19 protein-coding genes and 1 pseudogene are annotated in these 20,127 nt (G+C 38.6%); 15 read left to right on the forward strand and 5 right to left on the reverse strand.

Annotation, left to right across the window (positions count from 1 at the left end; all coding sequences use genetic code 11):
• Positions 1–8 precede the first annotated feature (8 nt).
• A complete protein-coding gene (locus tag CPT03_RS11780) occupies positions 9–320 on the forward strand; it encodes a hypothetical protein (RefSeq protein ID WP_099439035.1) in 312 nt (103 codons plus the stop codon).
• Positions 321–511: 191 nt separating this feature from the next.
• Here CPT03_RS11780 and CPT03_RS11785 read toward each other — a convergent pair whose 3' ends face one another.
• Positions 512–1,609 (reverse strand): alkaline phosphatase family protein, encoded by a 1,098-nt coding sequence (locus CPT03_RS11785; protein ID WP_099439036.1) that lies wholly within the window; start codon positions 1,607–1,609, stop codon positions 512–514.
• Positions 1,610–1,836: 227 nt separating this feature from the next.
• On the opposite strand from CPT03_RS11785, the gene CPT03_RS22970 reads away from it, so the two are divergent.
• From CPT03_RS22970 to CPT03_RS11845, 14 genes are all read left to right on the forward strand, one after another.
• Complete coding sequence (locus CPT03_RS22970; RefSeq protein WP_216641680.1) at positions 1,837–2,055, forward strand: hypothetical protein; 219 nt, start codon at positions 1,837–1,839, stop codon at positions 2,053–2,055.
• On the forward strand, positions 1,955–2,779 hold the full coding sequence (locus tag CPT03_RS11790) for a metallophosphoesterase family protein (RefSeq protein ID WP_157766418.1): 825 nt from the start codon (positions 1,955–1,957) through the stop codon (positions 2,777–2,779). The genes CPT03_RS22970 and CPT03_RS11790 overlap by 101 nt, the downstream gene beginning before the upstream one ends.
• A 75-nt stretch (positions 2,780–2,854) precedes the next feature.
• Positions 2,855–4,051, forward strand: a complete 1,197-nt coding sequence (locus CPT03_RS11795; RefSeq protein ID WP_099439038.1) for a metallophosphoesterase — start codon at positions 2,855–2,857, stop codon at positions 4,049–4,051.
• Positions 4,052–4,102: 51 nt separating this feature from the next.
• Positions 4,103–4,798, forward strand: a complete 696-nt coding sequence (locus CPT03_RS11800) for a CDP-alcohol phosphatidyltransferase (protein ID WP_099439039.1) — start codon at positions 4,103–4,105, stop codon at positions 4,796–4,798.
• Entirely contained in the window at positions 4,798–5,208 is a 411-nt protein-coding gene (locus tag CPT03_RS11805; RefSeq protein ID WP_099439040.1) for a GtrA family protein, read from the forward strand. Before CPT03_RS11800 ends, CPT03_RS11805 begins: the two co-directional genes overlap by 1 nt.
• A gap of 191 nt (positions 5,209–5,399) precedes the next feature.
• On the forward strand, positions 5,400–6,290 hold the full coding sequence (locus CPT03_RS11810) for an alkaline phosphatase (protein ID WP_099439041.1): 891 nt from the start codon (positions 5,400–5,402) through the stop codon (positions 6,288–6,290).
• A gap of 216 nt (positions 6,291–6,506) precedes the next feature.
• Positions 6,507–6,848, forward strand: coding sequence for a helix-turn-helix domain-containing protein (locus tag CPT03_RS23065; protein ID WP_245869816.1), 342 nt, complete (start codon positions 6,507–6,509; stop codon positions 6,846–6,848).
• 44 nt (positions 6,849–6,892) lie between these two features.
• Entirely contained in the window at positions 6,893–7,087 is a 195-nt protein-coding gene (locus tag CPT03_RS23070) for a cupin domain-containing protein (protein WP_245869817.1), read from the forward strand.
• A gap of 253 nt (positions 7,088–7,340) precedes the next feature.
• On the forward strand, positions 7,341–10,487 hold the full coding sequence (locus CPT03_RS11820) for a SusC/RagA family TonB-linked outer membrane protein (protein ID WP_099439042.1): 3,147 nt from the start codon (positions 7,341–7,343) through the stop codon (positions 10,485–10,487).
• 11 nt (positions 10,488–10,498) lie between these two features.
• Positions 10,499–12,010, forward strand: a complete 1,512-nt coding sequence (locus CPT03_RS11825; RefSeq protein ID WP_216641542.1) for a SusD/RagB family nutrient-binding outer membrane lipoprotein — start codon at positions 10,499–10,501, stop codon at positions 12,008–12,010.
• A 126-nt stretch (positions 12,011–12,136) separates the two neighbouring features.
• Positions 12,137–13,378, forward strand: coding sequence for a phosphonoacetate hydrolase (gene phnA / locus CPT03_RS11830; RefSeq protein WP_099439044.1), 1,242 nt, complete (start codon positions 12,137–12,139; stop codon positions 13,376–13,378).
• Between the two features lie 35 nt (positions 13,379–13,413).
• Positions 13,414–14,859: a phosphonoacetaldehyde dehydrogenase gene (phnY, locus tag CPT03_RS11835; protein WP_099439045.1), complete on the forward strand. Its 1,446-nt coding sequence runs from the start codon at positions 13,414–13,416 to the stop codon at positions 14,857–14,859.
• A gap of 2 nt (positions 14,860–14,861) precedes the next feature.
• Positions 14,862–16,022 carry a TIGR03364 family FAD-dependent oxidoreductase gene (locus tag CPT03_RS11840; protein WP_099439046.1) on the forward strand — a complete coding sequence of 387 codons (1,161 nt, stop codon included), beginning with the start codon at positions 14,862–14,864 and terminating at the stop codon, positions 16,020–16,022.
• 32 nt (positions 16,023–16,054) lie between these two features.
• Positions 16,055–17,356 (forward strand): DUF5690 family protein, encoded by a 1,302-nt coding sequence (locus CPT03_RS11845; RefSeq protein WP_099439047.1) that lies wholly within the window; start codon positions 16,055–16,057, stop codon positions 17,354–17,356.
• 21 nt (positions 17,357–17,377) lie between these two features.
• Here the strand turns inward: CPT03_RS11845 and CPT03_RS11850 are convergent, their stop codons facing one another.
• From CPT03_RS11850 to CPT03_RS23290, 4 genes and pseudogenes are all read right to left on the reverse strand, one after another.
• Positions 17,378–18,154, reverse strand: a complete 777-nt coding sequence (locus tag CPT03_RS11850; protein ID WP_245869818.1) for a phosphatase PAP2 family protein — start codon at positions 18,152–18,154, stop codon at positions 17,378–17,380.
• Between the two features lie 46 nt (positions 18,155–18,200).
• Entirely contained in the window at positions 18,201–19,454 is a 1,254-nt protein-coding gene (locus CPT03_RS11855) for a sensor histidine kinase (RefSeq protein WP_099439048.1), read from the reverse strand.
• Entirely contained in the window at positions 19,451–19,714 is a 264-nt protein-coding gene (locus CPT03_RS23380) for a winged helix-turn-helix domain-containing protein (protein WP_410522630.1), read from the reverse strand. Before CPT03_RS23380 ends, CPT03_RS11855 begins: the two co-directional genes overlap by 4 nt.
• 138 nt (positions 19,715–19,852) lie before the next feature.
• A pseudogene (locus CPT03_RS23290) lies at positions 19,853–20,127 on the reverse strand (response regulator transcription factor); the annotation flags it as partial.

Below are 20,127 nucleotides of genomic sequence, written 5' to 3' on the forward strand. Positions count from 1 at the left end.
GATACGTCATGAAAGATAAAAAAAAGGGATCCTCCATCAAATCTGCAATCAAAGAACTCCGCAAATCTCTAAATACTCAAATTGCTTCGGGAATTGAAGCAGTAGTTACAGGATTAGACTACAATCCGAAAGATGCCAAAAAAGAAATCAATAAAGCAGCAGTTAAACTGGCTAAAAAACTATCTAAAAAACTTAAAGTAAGCAGCTCTGATTTAATTGAAGCAAGTTCAGTTGCTAAAAAAGCTGAAGCTCCAGTTAAAGAAACTACAGCTACCGCTAAAGCTAAAAAACCGGCAATAAAAGAACCTGTTAAAAAATAACGCTGACTTTTTCATCATACTGAAGCCACCATATCGGCCTGAGGCCTAAGTATTAGAAATACAAAGAAGAGACGACAGCATCGTGTTCATCTCCTCATTTCGAACGCATTGAGAAACCTCTTGTTTAGACACTGTCCAAGAGATCTCTCGATGCCCTCGAGATGACGGCAGTTATTAAACAATCTGCCACTTTATTTAAGCAAAGTAACTGTTTCTACTCTGTCACCTACCGGATGATTGGCAGTGAACTTAAAGCCTAGAAAATGAGCTAATGTTTGCGCAAACTGCTCCTGATAAATCTGCCCCTCAGCATTCATTTCTCCTTTTGCCGGCGTATCAGGACCTATAACAGCCAACCATGTTTCGTTTGAGTGAGCTGTTCCAGATCCGTGGCTTACCCAGCCTTTATCAATACCACGACCATGATCCGGACAAATCATAATTGTAGTATTATCCTTATAGAATGGATCAGCCTGAAGACTTGCCCAAAGACTTGCAATCATTTTATCCAGATAATGACCGGCATCCAGGAAAGAGTCATATTCTCCTGAATGTCCAAAATCATCAGGATCAACAAAATCTATATAGACTAATTTAGGATGATTCGCTGCAATATAGGTTTTAGCAATAGCATAAGTTGTTAAATCAAAGCGCACCGATTTACCGAAATAATCCGGCAAACAGTCCTGAATTTCATTCGCAAGTTTTTGAGCTTCTGTTAAATTTGCCCCTTTCACTACTTCGTAAGGATTATTTAAAGGCATTTTGTTTCTATTACGGTTTACTATGCTTGCCACTGCATCCCAACCGGCAAAAGTCACCACCTTATTTTGATAACCTTTTTGTTTATTGATAAATTCAAGTACGTTTTCATTAGGATTATCCGGGTAACTATTCGAATTAATTGCCGGATCATAGTAACCACACAGGGTTTCGCTCCTGCCGGGATAAGAAAACCAATATTTATTTTTTACGTTCACGTAGTTTTTTAGGTCGCGGTTTCCATATAACTGTCCTTGTTTAGCAATAGTATTCCAGAAAAAAGGCATCAGCTTTTGCCTGCGCTCATTTGCAGTAGCCGCCCAATACTTTTTAACCAGCTCTGTTGAATCCTGCTTACGGTATTTTTTTGAGAACAATAGAGAAGAGTCAGCTCCCTTAAAAATTTCCTGCCATCTGTACCCATCAATAGAAATAAGGATCACATTTTTTGTCTTACCCTTTTGGGCAAACGAAGAGGCAATTGCAGTCATAAAAACCAACACAAACACAAGTAATTTTGTTTTCATAATTTTTAGTATATATAAACTTTAAGATTTAATAACAATAATTTAACAGTTAAGTGTTTTTAATTAAAAATACTTAAAACACACTATATTAGCCATATAACAATAACACAGCAAACATAAGTTTATTTCAATATGTTTACAAATATTAAAAATAAACTTTGTTAATTCGTTTTTTTTATTTTACAATTACATTCCAAATAACCCTTCCTGAACTTCAACCTGAAATTATGAAAAGACGCAATTTTTTAATCAGCACATTGATTGGCACCGGCAGCCTTTCAGGAATACAAAACCTATACGCAAAAAGTGAAATCCCTGCAGATTTATCCGAAAAAAAAACCGTTAGTGCGTATAGGGATTTGCACAGACCTTCATCAAGACCTGATAAAGGATGGCGAAAAAAGACTACAATCGTTCATCACCGAAATGAACCAGGCAAAACCTGACTTCATTATTCAAATGGGAGATTTTTGCATCCCTAAGGAAAAGAACAAAAACCTAATGGAGATATGGAACCAATTTACCGGACCAAAATACCACGTAATAGGAAACCATGATACCGATGGCGGTTTTACACATGATCAGGTAGTTGATTTTTGGAGCGCCAAAGGCAAATATTATTCTTTTGATACCAATGGCTATCATTTTGTTGTGCTAAATGGCAATGAAAGACCAGAGGGAGACACCTCTAAAGGATACCCGAGATCGATAAACGCAGCCCAGATAAAATGGATGAAACAAGATCTGGAAGCAACCAGCTTACCTACAATTGTGTTTTGCCACCAGGGTATAGACAATGATCAGGATGGCTTAAAAGAAGGCGCACTAATTCGGCTCATATTTGAAAGAGTCAACCAAAAAGCAGGCTTCCACAAAGTTCAGTTTGTTTTTAGCGGCCACCACCACGAAGATTACCACAATATTTATAACGGCACTAATTATGTGCAGATCAATAGTATCTCCTATCAGTTTACCCACCCGGTTAAAGGATATGATTTTGCACACACCAAAGAGCCCCTATGGGCGCTTTTAACAATTCACACCAATGGCACCGCCGAAATAAAAGGCCGTAAATCTGAATACATGGGACAGGAAGCCAGTCAAAACGATCCCGAGTACAACGGATACCCTAATGTACCATATATCTCAGATAGGGTAATTAAAGTTTAATGGTAATGTCATATTGAGTAACTTACCAAACACTTTGGCATCCAAGCTGTAATTTTAATTCGTTTATAAAATTACATGAAGAGAAGAATCAGTGTTTTGCCACTCGCTATTATAGCAATCCTGCTTTTTGTTTTGAACTGGTATGTGCTTTCGGGCATCAGAACAATAAGCTCAACTCCGTTCACTACCCCACTTTTCTGGGGTTTTATTACACTTACAACAGTCGCCCTTATTTATTCCATTATAAGAATGCGCGACAATGGAATGGATTTACTCTTTAAAGTAACCACCCACGTTTTCCTGATCCTGTTTGTTACCGAAGTCATATTTTCTGCATTTCTTCTTTTAGGTGATGTATACAGGCTAATAACACAAGTGCCAAGAAACATACATTGGGTAGAATTTGCTCTTTTGGTTGTCCTGCTGGTGATTTTGATATTTATTTACGGCATAGTTAAAGGGAAATATGCCTACAGAGTAATTAAACATACTTTATTTTTTGATGATCTACCCTCAAATTTTGATGGCTTCACCATCACACAAATCTCTGATGTACATGCAGGAAGCTTTAAAAATCCGACAGCAGTACAAAAAGGCATTAACCTGACTAAAGCACAAAATTCTGATCTGTTTGTGTTTACGGGCGACCTGGTAAACAACAAAGCCGAAGAAATTAAACCCTGGATAGATCATTTCAAACAAGTAAAAGCACCATACGGACAGTTCTCCGTTCTGGGAAATCATGATTATGGCGACTACATCCCCTGGAAAAACGAAGCAGAAAAAAGCGCAAACCTGGAGCAGCTAAAAGAATACCATAAAGAGTTAGGCTACAAACTACTACTTGACGAAGAGGTAACCTTACATAAAGGCGAGCAAAAAATAATACTTGCAGGAGTAGAAAACTGGGGAATAGGCTTTGGCGAAAGAGGAGACTTAAACAAAGCTTTGGCAGGTAGCGAAACCAATGATTTTAAAATATTACTTTCACATGATCCATCACACTGGGAAGCAGAGGTAGTAAAACACCCTTCAAAAGTACACCTCACCCTAAGCGGACACACTCACGGTATGCAATTTGGCATTGAAGCATTTGGCATCAAATGGAGCCCTGTAAAGTACCGCTACGCACATTGGGCAGGGATAACAAGTAAAAATGGACGGTTCTTAAACATCAACAGAGGCTTTGGTTTCCTTGGCTTTTCGGGCAGAATTGGAATATGGCCAGAGATAACTGTAATAGAATTGAAAAGATCGCCCAAAATAAATTAACAATACCTACTTTTGTACCTCGTTATAATAAAGCATACTTGCAACCCCTAAATGGAAGAAACACAAGATCTGAAAAGGATATTTCAAGACAGAAAAAGAACTAACATATTAAGAAATGCGGAACAAAACACCATTTCTTTTCTGGTAAAACGGGTTCCTTCATCCATAACCTCAGACATGCTAACGTTTACTGGTACAATAGGCTCTCTGATCGTGCTTATAGGCTTTATTTTAGCTACTTACGATAACCGCACATTTTTATTACTAGGTATTTTAGGTCTTGCTATAAACTGGCTTGGCGACTCGCTTGATGGTAGAATAGCCTATTACCGGAATATTCCAAGAAAGTGGTATGGCTTCTCTTTAGATATCATAATGGACTGGGTAAGCACTGTGCTTATCGGACTAGGCTATATGGTATATGCGAGAAATGAATACGAACTTATTGCCTTCGTTTTTGTGGTTTTATACGGGTGGGCAATGATCATTTCGCAACTGCGCTATAAAATTACAGACATCTACAGTATTGATTCGGGGATTGTAGGCCCAACCGAAATCAGAATTATACTGGCTTTAATACTTGTTGCCGAGGTTATTTTTGGTCACTTAATAGAATATTTTGCTGCTGCAATCTGTGTTACCTTGTTTATTATTAACTTTTTAGATACCAGAAAACTCTTAAAACTTGGCGATATTCGTGACAAAGCAGAGCGGGAAACTCGGTTAGCCAAAAAAGACACTATTTAATGAGTAAAAAAAATGCCGTATTTATTTTTGCCAAAGCTCAGCTTTCTGCCTTTACCGGAGGAATAGTTGACTATCTGGTAATGATATTATGTACCGAATTACTTGGCATTCATTATACCATTTCTATTGCCATAGGCGGAATAGTTGGCGCTATAGTCAATTTCTCAGTAAACCGCTACTGGACTTTTACCTCCGCAAAGGCAAACAAAGCCCCGGTTGGACAGCAACTGGTTAAATTTATATTTGTTGTTGGAGGCAGTATTTTATTAAAATCATCAGGCACCTATCTATTTACTACCTGGTTAAAATTAGACTACAAAATAACCCGGATCATGGTTGATATCATTGTATCTCTGAGCTTTAACTACGTTTTACAAAAATACTGGGTATTCAGAAAAAAGTCTCTTTAACCTCCTTAAGTTAACTTTATTCTATTATTAAGAATTTGTAATATTTCTAATGTTTAGTTTTACTAAACATTTTTTTTACATACATTTAACTTTTGAAAGAAAACATCATCTCGAACGCATGTGAGAGATGACGAACTTTCTACAGACCGCACATTGTTTTAGCAAAATTTTAAACCACAAATAACAAGCAAATGAAAAAATCAATTATTGCCATCTGCATATGCTGTTTTGCAATGCAGCTAAACGCACAGGTAAAGAAGGTAAAACATGTAGTTTTAATTGGATGCGATGGATTTGGAGCCTATGCAGTACCTGATGCCAAAATGCCAAACCTTAAAAAACTAATGGAAACCGGATCATGGTCGTTAAAAGCCAGATCTGTCCTTCCTTCTTCAAGCGCCGTTAACTGGGCATCTATGCTTATGGGCGCCGGACCAACCGAACATGGCTACACAGAATGGGGCAGTAAAACTCCTGAAATACCATCCGCAACTACCACAAAATACGGCATATTTCCCTCTATCTTTAGTGTAATCAGAGATCAGAAACCTGCTGCTAAAACTGCAGTAATTTACAGCTGGCCAGGCATCGGACCATTGGTAGAGAAAGATGCGATCAGCATTGTAGTACCCGGTAATGATAATGACGATTTTTGTGCAGATACAGCTGCCACTATCATTAAAAGAGATAAACCTTATTTCACTTTTGTACATCTAGATGAGCCAGACGGTACCGGCCATGGAATTGGACACAGAACCCCTGCCTATTACGAACAACTTCAAAAAGTTGATATAAGAATTGGCAAGATTGTACAAGCTGTAAAGGACGCAGGCATCGAGAATGAAACCATTATTATTTTATCTGCCGATCATGGTGGAACCGGCAAAGGCCATGGTGGAAAATCTTTAGATGAAGTACTAATTCCCTGGGTAATAAATGGTGTAGGGGTTAAAAAGAACCATGAGATTAAGGACGTAATTATTACTTATGATACTGGTGCTACTATTGCCTGGATACTTGGACTGAAAGCACCTCAAAGCTGGAGAGGAAAAGCTGTAGCGAATAGCTTTACAGGCAACTAGCATACGGTTTAATATTCAAACATATAAGCAACATATAAGAATATATAGAAAATATAATTGAAATACCCTTGTACGTCAATTATGTTTTCTATATGTTGTTTATATGTGTTCTATATCTATTTATTTTTAACACAGTATCAATCGATTATAACTTATACCTGGCCCGACACAGGCGGTATTATAATTTTGTTTACTTTTGGATAAAATGCGAAAACCATGGAAGACGATATCATCCTAAAGATCAGCTACAGAATAAAAGAAATACGTAAGGAAAAAAACATTACCATACAGGAACTGGCAGACAGAGCCGGAGTAAGTAAAGGCTTAATATCGCAGATAGAAAACAACCGTACTATCCCCTCATTGCCTGTATTAATGAACATTGTACATTCGCTAAACCTTGATTTAACCGGATTCTTTAAAGACATCTCTCCCGCCAATCATCAGGAAAAGGTTTTTGTAATACGTGCCAGCGATTATAAACCACTCAAAAAAGAAGCGGCAAAAGGATTTAATTATCAGCGTATACTTGCACGCAATATTCATGGGGGCCTGTAGATTTTGTACTGCTGGAATTAAAAAAAGGTGCTCGTCGTAATAAAATGGTAAGTACCGATGCCTTTGAATACAAATATCTGATAAAAGGAAAAATTGACTACCTGATAGAAGACAAGAACTACGTACTGGAAGAAGGAGACTCTATCTTCTTTGATGGAAGATTAGGACATAACCTATCTAATATTGGCGACTCTGACGCCCTCATGCTGGTTGTTTATTATTTCATTACAAACGACTAGTTGCCCCAGGCCTCAACCCAAAAACGTTTACAAATACTAAATAGTAAGTCAGCCAATTTAAGCCTACATTAACTATTTCTCTTACACAATAGCTTAAAAGCATAACAAAAGACACTTTTGATAACTATTATATAATTTTTTTCCTAAAATTATAAATTTAAAAGTTTAGCATTTATTAACATATTGTTTACATAAAGTGCTTACATTTGTATAAATACTAAACAATAGTATAGCCAAACTAAACTTTTAGAATATGAAAATCTGTTACTCATTAAAAAAGACAAGCCTGTTCACAGTAGTGATGTGGCTATTAACTTTTGGCATTGCCTATGCCCAAAGTACCATTACAGGATCTGTAGTTGATGAGACCAACCAGCCTCTGGCCGGAGCTTCCATTAAAATTAAAGGCAACAAAAGTGGAACAACAACCAACACCGAAGGCAAGTTCAGTATTTCTGCACCTGCAAACGCCATTCTGATTATTAGCTTTATTGGTTACACACCAAAAGAACTTAATATAGGTTCACAAACAGTACTTAATATAAAGCTTGATCCTGACCAGAGTGCTTTAGATGAAGTAGTAGTAACCGCCCTTGGCGTAAAAAAAGAGAGAAAGGCTCTTGGTTACTCGGTACAAGAGGTAAAAGGTGCAGACCTTGTAAAAGCAAGGGAACCCAATGCCATTAGTTCGTTAACCGGAAAAGTTGCAGGTTTAACGATCTCTCCCAGCCCTAATTTATTCGGAGACCCTGGAATTCAATTACGCGGACGGTCTGGAGTTCTTATCGTTGTAGACAACGTTATAGTTAAATCAGATTCATGGAATCTTAGTCCTGATGATATTGAATCTTACACGGTATTAAAAGGCCCGAATGCTGCTGCTTTATATGGTGCACTAGGTATTAGTGGTGCAATTGTGATCACCACTAAAAAGGGATCCAAAAACAGTCGCGGTTTTGCGGTAGATTTTAACTCGAGTACACAGCTGCAAACCGGTTATAATGCAATACCTAAGTTTCAAACAGAATATGGGGCGGGCGACGGGTTTAAATATGCATTTAAAGATGGTATGGGAAGTGGTATCAACGATAATGACTACTTTATCTGGGGACCTCGTTTTGAAGGGCAGCCTATAACCCAATACAATAGCCCAAAAGACCCGGTTACAGGAGAATTGCAGCCATTACCGTGGCTTGCAAGAGGTAAGAACAATCTTGAAGATTTCCTAAACAATGGTTTGTTAAGCACAAATAACTTAGCCATTTCTGCAAATAATGATAAAGGCGACATCCGTTTATCAATGTCGCAAACCTATCAAAAAGGAACTGTACCTAACTCCCAGATCGCTTCAACAAACTTTAATGTTAATGGCGGACTTAATGTAGGGACTAAGCTTAGATTCGAGACCAATATCAATTACAACAAACAGTACACAAAAAATTATCCTACACTTGGCTATGGACCCCAAAGCTTAATCTATTTAATTACTGTTTGGGGCGGTACAGATTATGATATTAAAGATCTGAGAAACTATTGGAAACCGGGAAAAGAAGGAATAGAGGTTTACAATCGTGAATATACTTTATATAATAACCCATGGTTAGTGGCCTACGAAAACCTGAGAGGGTATTATAAAAATGATGTTTATGGCTATTTTAAAATGGATTACTCCATCTCCAAAAAACTTAAATTTAGTGCCAGAACTAACGTAAGCACATACGATTTAAACAGAGATACAAGATATCCTTTTGGCGGAACCTTCTATTCTCCTTACAGCAAGGTTGGCGGATATGAACAATCTTACAGCCAGCTATGGGAAAATAACACAGAGGCATCTTTAAATTATTCTGATACTTTTAAGGATTTCAATTTTAAAGGTGCCTTATTTGGCAACTTACGCACTATATCTGCAAAAGAGATAACAGGTGCTACAAAGGGTGGCCTTGTTGTACCAGGTGTATATACACTTACCAACTCAAAGGAACCAAATTCACCAACAAACAGACTGGCATCTAAGCAGGTGGCCAGCGCATATAGTTTCGTAGATCTTGACTACAAAAGCTATGTATTCTTAAACCTTACCGGTCGCTTCGACAGGTCTTCTACTCTACCTAAATCGCACAACACTTATTTCTATCCATCGGCATCATTAAGTACTGTGTTTTCGGAAATGTTTACGCTGCCTAAAGCTATTTCATTTTTAAAAGCACGTGGTTCATATGCTAATGTTGCCGGGGATCTGGGTGATTCTACCAACCCATATGATGTATACAATCTGTTATCAGTATACTCGGTATACGGCACTCGCTGGAATAATAACCCTGGTGTTGGGTATTCTGGTACGCTTTATAATCCTAATATAAGACCGTCCAGGGTTAAAACTATCGAAACCGGTTTAGAAGCACGTTTTCTAAACAGCAGGGTTGGTTTTGATGTGGCTTATTTTAGAAACATTGAAGGCCCAGGCATTGTAAATGTTACTGTTTCAAACAGTTCAGGAGTAAGCTCTATACAAAAAAATGCCTACACCTATCTGCGTAAAGGTTGGGAGATTACCTTAAATGGTTCACCGATAAAGGGTCAGGATTTTTCGTGGGATGTTCTTGCAAACTGGTCTACCAGTCACCGTTGGTTAAGAGATATTGACGGAGTGCTAACCAGAGACGGCAATATTCACCTTGGCGACCGTGCTGACGGCTATTACATTACAGATTTCCAAAGGGATGCTCAGGGCAATATGATTGTTGGCACAAATGGTTTACCGGCATATAATCCTTATAGCTCACGAATTGGATATGCCGATAACAATTTTATTGCGGGCATTAATAACACTTTCAGGTATAAAACTCTAAGTCTTTCCTTTCAGGTTGATGGTCGCTTTGGCGGGCTGATAAATAACTATTTAGACGGGTATCAGTGGAGTGCCGGTACGCATCCGGAATCGGCGAGTGAGTATCGCTATCTTGACTGGACAAACCGAAATGATCCAAACTGGAAAGGCTCTGTAATGACTAATGGGCAAAAAATTGTATCTGGCCAATTAAGTACAGATCAGGATGGAAACGTAATATCTGATACCCGTGTTTTTGCTCCAAATGACAAACCTGTATTATGGCAAACCTGGGCTCGTAACTATTATCAATCCGGATATCAACTGGCCAGAAACAGAACCTACGTAAAACTTCGTGAGGTAGTGCTTACTTATAACCTTCCTGCTAAATTAACAGAAAGAACAAAATTCCTTCAAAGTGCCAGTATTTCGCTTGTTGGCCGAAATTTACTTTATTTTACAGGTAAAGGCACACAAAGTATGGATCTTGATCAATACACGGGCAACAATTCTGATTTCCAGACCCCATCGGTAAAGAGCTTTGGACTTAATCTTAACCTAACTTTCTAAACGACAAAATCATGAAGCATAAATATATTTATTGGATGTGTTTTATTGCAATAATAGCATCCAGCTCTTGCAAAAAAATTGACGATCTACAGCAAAATCCTGCCGCCATTTATGAGCCTAATCCACAACTGATACTAACCGGTATACTACTGGACATGCGTGAAAGTCCGTGGGGAGGCGACCAGATTAACAACCAGTTTATGGTTATTAATGAGAGTTATTATGGCAATCAGGCATATACATGGGGTGCTCTTTCCTTCTCCGGATTTGATCAGCTGCGCAATATACAACAGCTGGAGATTGAGGCTCAGAAAAAAGCTGACGAGGGAAAACCTTATATAGCACTTGCACAATTTTTTAAGGCATACTTTGCAATAACTATGACCGAAAGGTTTGGCGACATCCCGTTATTACAGGCTATGAAAGGACGTAGCGATGGCATATTTCAGCCAGAATACGATTCACAGAAGGATGTGTATAAGCAATGCCTGCAATGGTTAGAGGATGCAAATACAGCATTAACACCTTTAGTTGCAGCAAATGCCACTGTTAACGGAGATTTCTATTATAGCGGCAAACTGAATAAATGGCAAAGATTAATAAATGCATATCGTTTACGTGTTTTAATAAGCCTTAGCAAACGTGCAGATGATACACCAGAGCTTAACATTAAACAGCAATTTGCTGACATTACCAATAACCTGACCAAGTACCCCTTGCTAACCAGTAATGCCGATAATTTTCAATTGGTTTATAACAGTACTACCAGAGATAATAATTATCCGCTTTGGCCGGCTGATGGAGTAGTTATTAAAAGTGATCTTCGTAATAATCTGGGTGATACTTATGTAAAAATTATGACAGGCACGCAAGACCCGAGGTTGTTTGTAGTTGCGAATCCAACAGATTCTGCCAAAGCAACCGGAGATGTGAATTATGCAAAGAAGTTCACTTCTTTTAGAGGAGGAAAAACCGGAGAGTTACAAACCACTCTAAAAGATCAGGCTGTAGCCGGCAAACTATCAACCATTAATTTTGATTATTGGATGTCGTCGCCATCAGGAATACCCTTTATAATGTTTGGTGCTTACGAAACTGAGTTTTCAATTGCTGAAGCAATAAACCGAGGCTGGATTAATGGAGATGCAGCTGATCATTTTAAAAAGGGAATTACATCTTCTATGAAATTTTATGGAATTGGCGATGATGCAATTAGTGATTATTTTAAGGTACCTGGCAATGAATATCTGGGTAATACAGTAGCAGGATTGGAACAGATACTAAAGCAAAAATATGCTGCATTTTTTCAAAACTCTGGCAGACAAGCCTTTTACAGTAACAGAAGAACTGGTGTGCCGAAGTTCGATATAGGACCTGCAAATGGAAATAACAATCAGATTCCGGTAAGGTGGGCTTACCCTACTACAGAATATTCTACCAACGAATCGAATTTAAAAGCGTCATTAAAGCGCCAGTATAATGGTTCCGATACTAGAAATGATATTATGTGGCTTATAAAATAAAGGTTGGTTTATTTGGTTAAGGGCCACTTTTCGGTGGCTCTTTTCACTAATTTTATATAAACCTACTAATACCTAAGCAATACAAATACTTGAAAAACAATTTAAAGCAATAAAAACAACGTAATAATGAATAATATATCAACTCAACCCTTTTCTGTTAATGGCAAAACGTATACACCTCCGGCAAAACCCATAGTGGTAATTTGTATGGATGGTTCTGCAGATGAATATCTGGATACCACAATGGCTCACGACCGTATGCCTAACCTTAAAAAGATGGCTCTGCAAGGCTACAGAGGTATGGTACGCGGCGCATTACCATCGTTTACCAATGTAAATAACTCATCTATAGTGACCGGTGTTAGCCCTGCTGTTCATGGCATTTGTGGTAATTTCTTCTATGATACGGCAAAGGATCAGGAAGTGATGATGAACTCATCAGAATACCTTAGAGCAGAAACACTGCTTGCCGCAGCGGCAAATGCAGGTCGTAAGGTTGCGGTGGTTACTGCAAAGGAAAAACTGCGCGACATCCTTTCTTACAAACTAAACGGGATTGCTTTTTCAGCAGAAAAAGCAGATCAGGCAAAACTGGATACTCATGGTATTGAAAATGCCGAACAGGTAATTGGTCATAAAACTCCGGCGATTTATAGTGCCGAAGCCAGTTTATTCGTATTACGTGCCGGTGTGGCTTTAATAGAAAATGGCATGGCCGATTTCTTATATCTATCGCTAACCGATTACATGCAGCATACCTATGCACCTGACACCGAAGAATCGCTTGCATTTTACGAAGCCCAAGATGCTGAATTAGGTAAAATGCTTGAACTTGGAGCCATTATCGGTGCAACGGCAGATCATGGCATGAATGCTAAGGTTAAGGAAGATGGCACCCCTAATGTATTGTTTATTGAGACCATGCTTACCGAAAAATTTGGCAACGGTTTTAGAGTAATTTGCCCTATTACAGACCCATATGTAAAACACCATGGTGCTTTAGGATCATATGTAGCAGTCCATATGGATGATGTATCAAAAGTAAATGAAGTAAAAAACTGGCTTGCAGTACAACCTGGAGTTACCGAAGTGTATGACAAAGAAACCGGCTGCCGAATACTTGAACAACCTGCAGATAGAACGGGTGATTTGTTTGTACTGTCGGCCCGCGATGTAGTAGTTGGCAAAACCGCAGCACATCATGATTTAAAAGCACTTGACGGCACCCTGCGCTCACACGGAGGCAGATATGAGGAAATGGTTCCTTTAGTTGTTTCTCATCCGTTGAATGCAACTTATAAAATGAAAACACAGGGCGATCCCCGAAATTTCGATGTGTTCGATTTTACTGTTAATGGCACTAACTAACATCTGCATTTACGGTTTCAATTTATATCAGGAAAATGAAAGAAGAAGATATCATCACTCAAAACATTATAAAGCTCTCATCACTAATTGCCGGCAAACCGGTTTCATCAGGCAATCAATTGGTTGTACACAATCCTTACAATGGTGAACTGGTAGGAACGGTGGAAACAGCAGATTTAAATGACACCAATAACGCTATTGAAACAGCGCTTAAGGGTGGTGTTTTAATGAGCCGTTTTGAAAGGTACACTGTACTTGAAAGGGCGAGATTGCTGCTTTTACAAAGAAAGGAAGAATTTGCTCAGCTAATTACTGCCGAATCGGGACTTTGTATTTCTGAAAGCACTTATGAAATTGGCAGAGCACATGATGTTCTTCTCTTTTCAGCTATGGAATGTCTAAAAGACAATGGACAGATCTTTTCGTGCGACATTTCGCCAAATGGCAAACAGCGAAAAATATTTACTACAAGTGAACCACTAAAACTTGCAGTAGCCATAACCCCTTTTAATCATCCCCTAAATCAGGTAGCCCATAAAATTGCCCCTGCACTTGCAGCGGGCACACCGGTGATTTTAAAGCCATCGGAAAAAACACCTTTAACAGCCATCCGCTTTGTTGAACTTTTGTACGAAGCAGGTTTACCCCCATACATGTTAAGTGTTCTTTTAGGAGACACCAAAGTGGTTTCTGAAATATTGGTACAAGACCCAAGGATTGATGTTGTTTCCTTTACCGGCAGCGTTGCTGTAGGCAAACTGATAGCCAAAACGGCCGGCTACAAAAAAGTAATTCTGGAACTGGGTGGTAATGATCCGTTGATTATTCTGGAAGATGCTGATCTCAATTTGGCTGTTGAACTTGCCGCTGAAGGATCATTCAGAAACTCTGGTCAGCGGTGCACTGCTGTAAAACGCATACTTGTACAGGAAAACATTGCTGACGAATTCACTAAGCGTTTTATTGAAAAAGCTAAAGGATATACCTGTGGAGATCCTGCTAATCCGGCAACCAAAGTTGGAACAGTAATAGACGAACAATCTGCCATTTATCTTGAAGGTGTTGTGCAAAAAGCTGTTTCACAAGGAGCCAAAATATTACTTGGAGGCAAACGCACAGGTGCTTTACTGGAGCCTACTGTTATAACAAATGTGCCTCGCAATGCTCAAATGGTGGTACAGGAATCTTTTGGTCCATTAGCCCCTATTTTAACATTTAAGGATATAGACGATGCCATTGAACTTTCGAATTCTACTGCTTTCGGTTTATCATCGGGAGTGGTTACAACTAATATGCAACACGCTATCCGTTTTGTAAAAGAATTAAAAGTAGGTACTGTTAATATTAATGAAGTACCCGGGTACCGCATAGAAAACTCTCCGTTCGGAGGAATTAAGGATTCGGGATTAGGTATAAAAGAAGGAGTAATTGAAGCCATTAAGTGCTTCTCTTATGTAAAAACATTTTCAATGCCCTGGTAATTATGACAAAGAACATTCAATATGATTTAATAGTCGTGGGCTCGGGTATACTGGGCACTTTCCACGCATTACATGCTTTAAGGTTAGGTAAAAGTGTATTACTTACAGAGAAGGATCAATACCCGATAAATGCCACCGTAAGGAATTTCGGACAAGCAGTAGTATCAGGCATGTCGTCTGATTGGTTTGATTACGCCAGAAGGTCAACTGAGCTGTATCAGGAAATTCAGCAGCATGCTGACATCAGCGTGCGCAATAACGGCACCGTTTACCTATCCTCTGATGATGAGGAAACTCAGTTACTCCATGAGCTAAAGGAACGGATGGATGCGATAGATTATGAGGCTAATTTGTTATCTGCAGATGATTGTCTGGCTAAATGGCCTTCTTTAAAAAAAGAATACTGTAAAGGTGGCTTGTTCTTTCCGCAAGAAGTAAGTGTGGAACCTAACAAGCTAATTTACCAACTGATTGACTATGCTGTTGCTAAATACCCAAAGCTTACTTACATGCCTTCGACAGCAGTTTTAGATTGTACTGTCGTTGGTGATCACATTGAAATTACTACTGCTGCAAAACAGGTATTTACTGCAGAAAAGGCTATTATTTGTAATGGTGGTGAATTCAAATTATTGTTTGCAGATCTGTTTAGCAAAAGTGGAATCATTTTAAGTAAACTGCAAATGATGAAAACTGTACCAATGCCCGAAGTACAGCTGGAAGGAAATATCTTGACGGGATTGTCCATCCGCAGATATGAGTCGTTCCAGGAATGCCCATCGTATGCCGGAATATCTACTCCTGAACATTACAAAGAATGCCAGAAATGGGGTATCCACATTTTGTTTAAGAAAGCAGTAGATGGATCTATTATCATCGGCGACTCACATGAGTATGCGGATGTGAACCATACCGATGATCTGGGTTTTGGCATTAACAGCCACATTAACGAACTGATGCTAGCGGCAGCACAAGAGATTGTAAGCTTTGATGTGCGCAAAATAGCGTCAACCTGGGCTGGTTTTTATCCTCAACACAACAGTAAACACATTGTGGAATATGACATAGAAGACCGCATACATATCAGAACTGCAATTGGTGGCAAGGGCATGACATCCTCGGCCGGATACGCAGAAGCAAGTATAAAAAAGATTTACAACTAGGCAGACTCAGATAAACTCTACGATCAATCCTTATGAAGCGAATAAACCATTTACTGGCCAACTCGAAACTCTTCTTTATTATCTGGTGTATGCTTGCCGCTTTTGGCACCTACTTTTGTATGTACGCCTTCAGAAAACCCTTTACCAATGGAACCTATACAGGAATAACCCTTTGGGATCTCGATTACAAAGCAGTGTTAATAATTGCACAGCTTATGGGCTACATGCTTTCCAAAGTAGTTGGTATTAAGGTAATTTCAGAACTTAAGGCTTCGGGCAGAAAAAAGCTGATCATCTGTCTTATTCTTTTTGCGGAGGCTGCATTGCTTCTTTTCGGAGCTGTGCCACAGCCTTACAACTTCTTTTTTCTGTTTTTAAATGGTCTTCCTTTGGGCATGGTTTGGGGAATTGTATTTAGTTACCTGGAAGGCAGGCGGTTTACAGAAACATTGGCGATGGGATTGAGCATTAGCCTCATCTTTTCTTCGGGAATGATTAAAACGATCTATTTTACAGTGAATGAATGGGTTCCAATGGTTTCGGAGTTTTGGATGCCTGCGTTGATGGGTGTACTTTTTTTACCACTTTTTCTGACTTTTGTATGGATGCTTTCTGTAATTCCGGAACCTACCGAAACTGACAAACTATTGCGTGTTGAGCGTTTGCCAATGAACGCAGAAGATAAGCGCGCGGTAATGGCGGAATTTGGCTTCGCGATTTTTGGCATTGGTTTGATCTATATGATGCTAACCACCATGCGGGATTTTAGAGACAACTTCTCTGTTGAAATCTGGAATGAAATTGACAGCAATTGGGATAAAGGAGTGTTATCATTAACAGAAACCATTTCAGGCATTATCGTCTTAATTGCAATAGGAAGTCTGTCAATGATCCGGAACAACATACGCGGTTTTTGGGCTACCCAATACCTTATTGCACTTGGCCTGCTATTAAGCGGTGGCAGCACATTGTTTTTCCAGATGCACCTTATAAGCCCTTTTTGGTGGATGCTACTGGTGGGAATGGGCATGTTTTTGGCTTATACACCTATACAGGTGGTGCTTTTCGATAGGATGATCGCTTTATTTAAGATAAAGGCTAATGCAGGCTTTTTTGTTTACATCTGCGATTCTGCCGGGTACCTGGGCAGTGTATTGTTACTGCTTTACAAAGAGTTTTTCATGAAGGACCTGAGCTGGTGTAAAGTATTGATTCGCTTTAGTTATATACTAACCATAGTTTGCCTAATACTAATGGTTATTGTATCGGTATTTTTTAACCGTAAACTTGGAATTAAAGGCCTGGTTACAGGGATATTAGACAGAAGAGCCTAGGCTCTTCTGTTGTTAATCTGCTTAAAACTGACCTGATAAGGAAAAACCAAATGCCTTATTTTGATACATAGGAGCCACAGTAAAATCATTGTTTTTTTTACCCATAATGAGCTTTTTTAAATGTGGATATACAAGATAACTTATTTTGGTTGATAGAATACCAAAGCCTGCACCAGCAACCACATCACTAACCCAATGCCTATTGTTATATAACCTGAAAACCCCTGTGGCCCCGGCTACTGCATATCCTGCATAACCTATCCAGGGTGATACGTCTTTATACTCCTGCTTTAAAAACTCTGCTGCAGCAAATGATGTTGCCGTGTGGCCAGAAGGAAATGAGTTATTTGTACTGCCATCCGGGCGAAGCCTGTGAGTTGCAGATTTAACAATGAGTGTAGATGCTTTCATCAAACCAAAAGAGATGGCATAAATACCTGTAGCATCTGCAAGGTTGTGCCGGCCTTTTACTCCCGATAAATTTAAAGCATAAACTGCTGCTGCCGGAGCATATTGCATAAAATTATCGGCATGTACAGAAAAAAAAGGATAATCTTCCTGTAGTTCATTGCGGGTAGTTACATCCAGATCATGTACAAAATTATTACCTCCGCCCATTGCTCCATATGCCAGAAATACAGCAGGAATAATGAAGGGAGCAACTTTGAAGGTATTCTTTTTTTGAGACAGAGAATCTGCCTGACTTGCATATTGCGCAAAACCGCAAAAAGGAAAGCAAAGGGCAATCAAAAGGCCATACTTCATCTTAAACATCTTCTTATACATTAAACCGTTCATCAAAATTAATTACAAATTTTGGAGTAATTCTGGAGCTATTATTTCTTTAAAAACTAACCTTAAAAGTATGTCTTGTATCCTGATAAGTATAATTTAACTTAAAACGATATAAATTACAAATTTGATTGGATATGGCCAGGCCTAAACCCATCCCTTCTGAAGCAGCATTTTTATAAAATCTTTCAAAAACCTTATTAACGACTAATGCCGCAGCTAACCCGGTGTTACTTATTGTAAGCTGACTATCATTTAGTTGAATAAAAATTTCTCCTCCTTTATAATTATGTCTAATCGCATTGCTTAACAAGTTATTAATCAGCATATCAGCAAGGTGCTTATTCATATCAATCTTCCTGGTAGCTAGCTCCGTTTTTAGATTTAAGTTTTGCGACTGAAGTAATTCCTGAAACTGCCTTGTTTTTTGGCTGATCAGCTCATCCAGATTAATTGTTTCCTGGTCGCCAATCAGGTTATTCTCTATCTTGGCAAGCATCAGTAAAGACTGATTAAGCCTGGATAATTTGCCCACGGCAACGTAAATATCTTCTATCAGTTCTCCTTGGGAATCACTAAATGTTTCAGTTTGGATCAGTGTATCTAACTTAGAATTGATTACAGCCAAAGGAGTCATCATTTCATGAGAAGCATTATCTGTAAAACTCTTTAGTTCCCTGTAGTCTTGTTTTACCCTTAAAGACATGGTTGCTACTGCGGCGTTTAGTTCTGCAAACTCATCAATTTTAGTTGGTTCAATTCTGATATCATTTTTATCTGCCAGGTTAAAGGCTTTCATCTGCAACAATATTCCATAAAAAGGCCTCCAGATGTTATTGAGTATAAACCTATTGATTAACAGCAGTGTTATTAAAAGCAAAATGGTTACACTAAGGGTTATTAAAAATATAATTCTGACCAGGTCTTCTGCTTCTAATCTGGATTTTGTTACCGTAACTGAATATAGTTTCCCTTTTACTTCAATTGTTCTTATGAGGCTTCTTCCAGGTTCTATTCTTTGTTCAGATTCATTAAAATAATCATTATAGAAATACCTGCGTTCAAAATCATGGTTGGGATCTATCAGATGGTAACTTACTTTCTGTTCTTTAAAACTACCAGCCAGGGGTAATTTGCCATAGGTTTTCACATAGGCAGCAATTTCATCTTCTTCGATGGCCAAGTCTTTATCCAGCTGACCTGTTAAAATATAATGTATTACTGAATAATAGATTACACCTGTAAATAAAAACACAATGATAGAGGCAATTAAGGTGACCCTGTTATATTTTGCAGCCAGCTTCATACATTTTCAAATTTGTAACCCACGCCATACATAGATTTAATGTAATCTCTGCAACCGGCTTCTATCAGCTTTTTCCGAAGGTTTTTTATGTGGGCATAAATAAAATCGAAATGGTCAGAAAGATCAATCTCATCTCCCCACAAATGCTCAGCTATTGCACTTTTTGTTATTACTTTGCTGTGGTTTGCAATAAAATAAACGAGCAGATCGTATTCTTTACGGGTTAGCGTTAGTGTATTTTCAGCAATTTTTACAGACATAGCCTGTGTATCAATATATATATCATTGAAATTAATAATATTACTGCCGTCATAACTTTTTCTGCGCACAATTGCAGTAACCCTCGCTTTAAGTTCCGACAGATGGAAAGGTTTTACAAGATAATCGTCGGCTCCAAGATTCAGTCCATCAAGCTTATCATCAAGCGAGTGCCTTGCAGAAATAATAAGTACTCCATCTTTTTTATTGATTTTTTTGATGGCACGCAAAATCTCCATTCCATCACCCCGGGAAGGGTAAGATCTAAAAGTATACAGTCGTAACTATAGATATTAATCTTCTCTATTGCTGACCTGTAATCTACAGCCGTTTCACAGATATTACCTTCATCAGTAAAATAAGTGATAATACTTTCGCGCAGTGAGCTCTCATCTTCTATCAATAGGATCTTCAT

Source organism: Pedobacter ginsengisoli, assembly GCF_002736205.1.
Taxonomy (GTDB): domain Bacteria; phylum Bacteroidota; class Bacteroidia; order Sphingobacteriales; family Sphingobacteriaceae; genus Pedobacter; species Pedobacter ginsengisoli_A.

Coding starts and splice junctions, on each gene's coding strand:
- CPT03_RS11780 (WP_099439035.1), top strand. CDS start 9: ATGAAAGATAAAAAAAAGGGATCCTCCATCAAATCTGCAATCAAAGAA.
- CPT03_RS11785 (WP_099439036.1), bottom strand. CDS start 1,609: ATGAAAACAAAATTACTTGTGTTTGTGTTGGTTTTTATGACTGCAATT.
- CPT03_RS22970 (WP_216641680.1), top strand. CDS start 1,837: ATGAAAAGACGCAATTTTTTAATCAGCACATTGATTGGCACCGGCAGC.
- CPT03_RS11795 (WP_099439038.1), top strand. CDS start 2,855: ATGAAGAGAAGAATCAGTGTTTTGCCACTCGCTATTATAGCAATCCTG.
- CPT03_RS11800 (WP_099439039.1), top strand. CDS start 4,103: ATGGAAGAAACACAAGATCTGAAAAGGATATTTCAAGACAGAAAAAGA.
- CPT03_RS11805 (WP_099439040.1), top strand. CDS start 4,798: ATGAGTAAAAAAAATGCCGTATTTATTTTTGCCAAAGCTCAGCTTTCT.
- CPT03_RS11810 (WP_099439041.1), top strand. CDS start 5,400: ATGAAAAAATCAATTATTGCCATCTGCATATGCTGTTTTGCAATGCAG.
- CPT03_RS23065 (WP_245869816.1), top strand. CDS start 6,507: ATGGAAGACGATATCATCCTAAAGATCAGCTACAGAATAAAAGAAATA.
- CPT03_RS23070 (WP_245869817.1), top strand. CDS start 6,893: ATGGTAAGTACCGATGCCTTTGAATACAAATATCTGATAAAAGGAAAA.
- CPT03_RS11820 (WP_099439042.1), top strand. CDS start 7,341: ATGAAAATCTGTTACTCATTAAAAAAGACAAGCCTGTTCACAGTAGTG.
- CPT03_RS11825 (WP_216641542.1), top strand. CDS start 10,499: ATGAAGCATAAATATATTTATTGGATGTGTTTTATTGCAATAATAGCA.
- phnA (WP_099439044.1), top strand. CDS start 12,137: ATGAATAATATATCAACTCAACCCTTTTCTGTTAATGGCAAAACGTAT.
- phnY (WP_099439045.1), top strand. CDS start 13,414: ATGAAAGAAGAAGATATCATCACTCAAAACATTATAAAGCTCTCATCA.
- CPT03_RS11840 (WP_099439046.1), top strand. CDS start 14,862: ATGACAAAGAACATTCAATATGATTTAATAGTCGTGGGCTCGGGTATA.
- CPT03_RS11845 (WP_099439047.1), top strand. CDS start 16,055: ATGAAGCGAATAAACCATTTACTGGCCAACTCGAAACTCTTCTTTATT.
- CPT03_RS11850 (WP_245869818.1), bottom strand. CDS start 18,154: ATGAACGGTTTAATGTATAAGAAGATGTTTAAGATGAAGTATGGCCTT.
- CPT03_RS11855 (WP_099439048.1), bottom strand. CDS start 19,454: ATGAAGCTGGCTGCAAAATATAACAGGGTCACCTTAATTGCCTCTATC.
- CPT03_RS23380 (WP_410522630.1), bottom strand. CDS start 19,714: ATGTCTGTAAAAATTGCTGAAAATACACTAACGCTAACCCGTAAAGAA.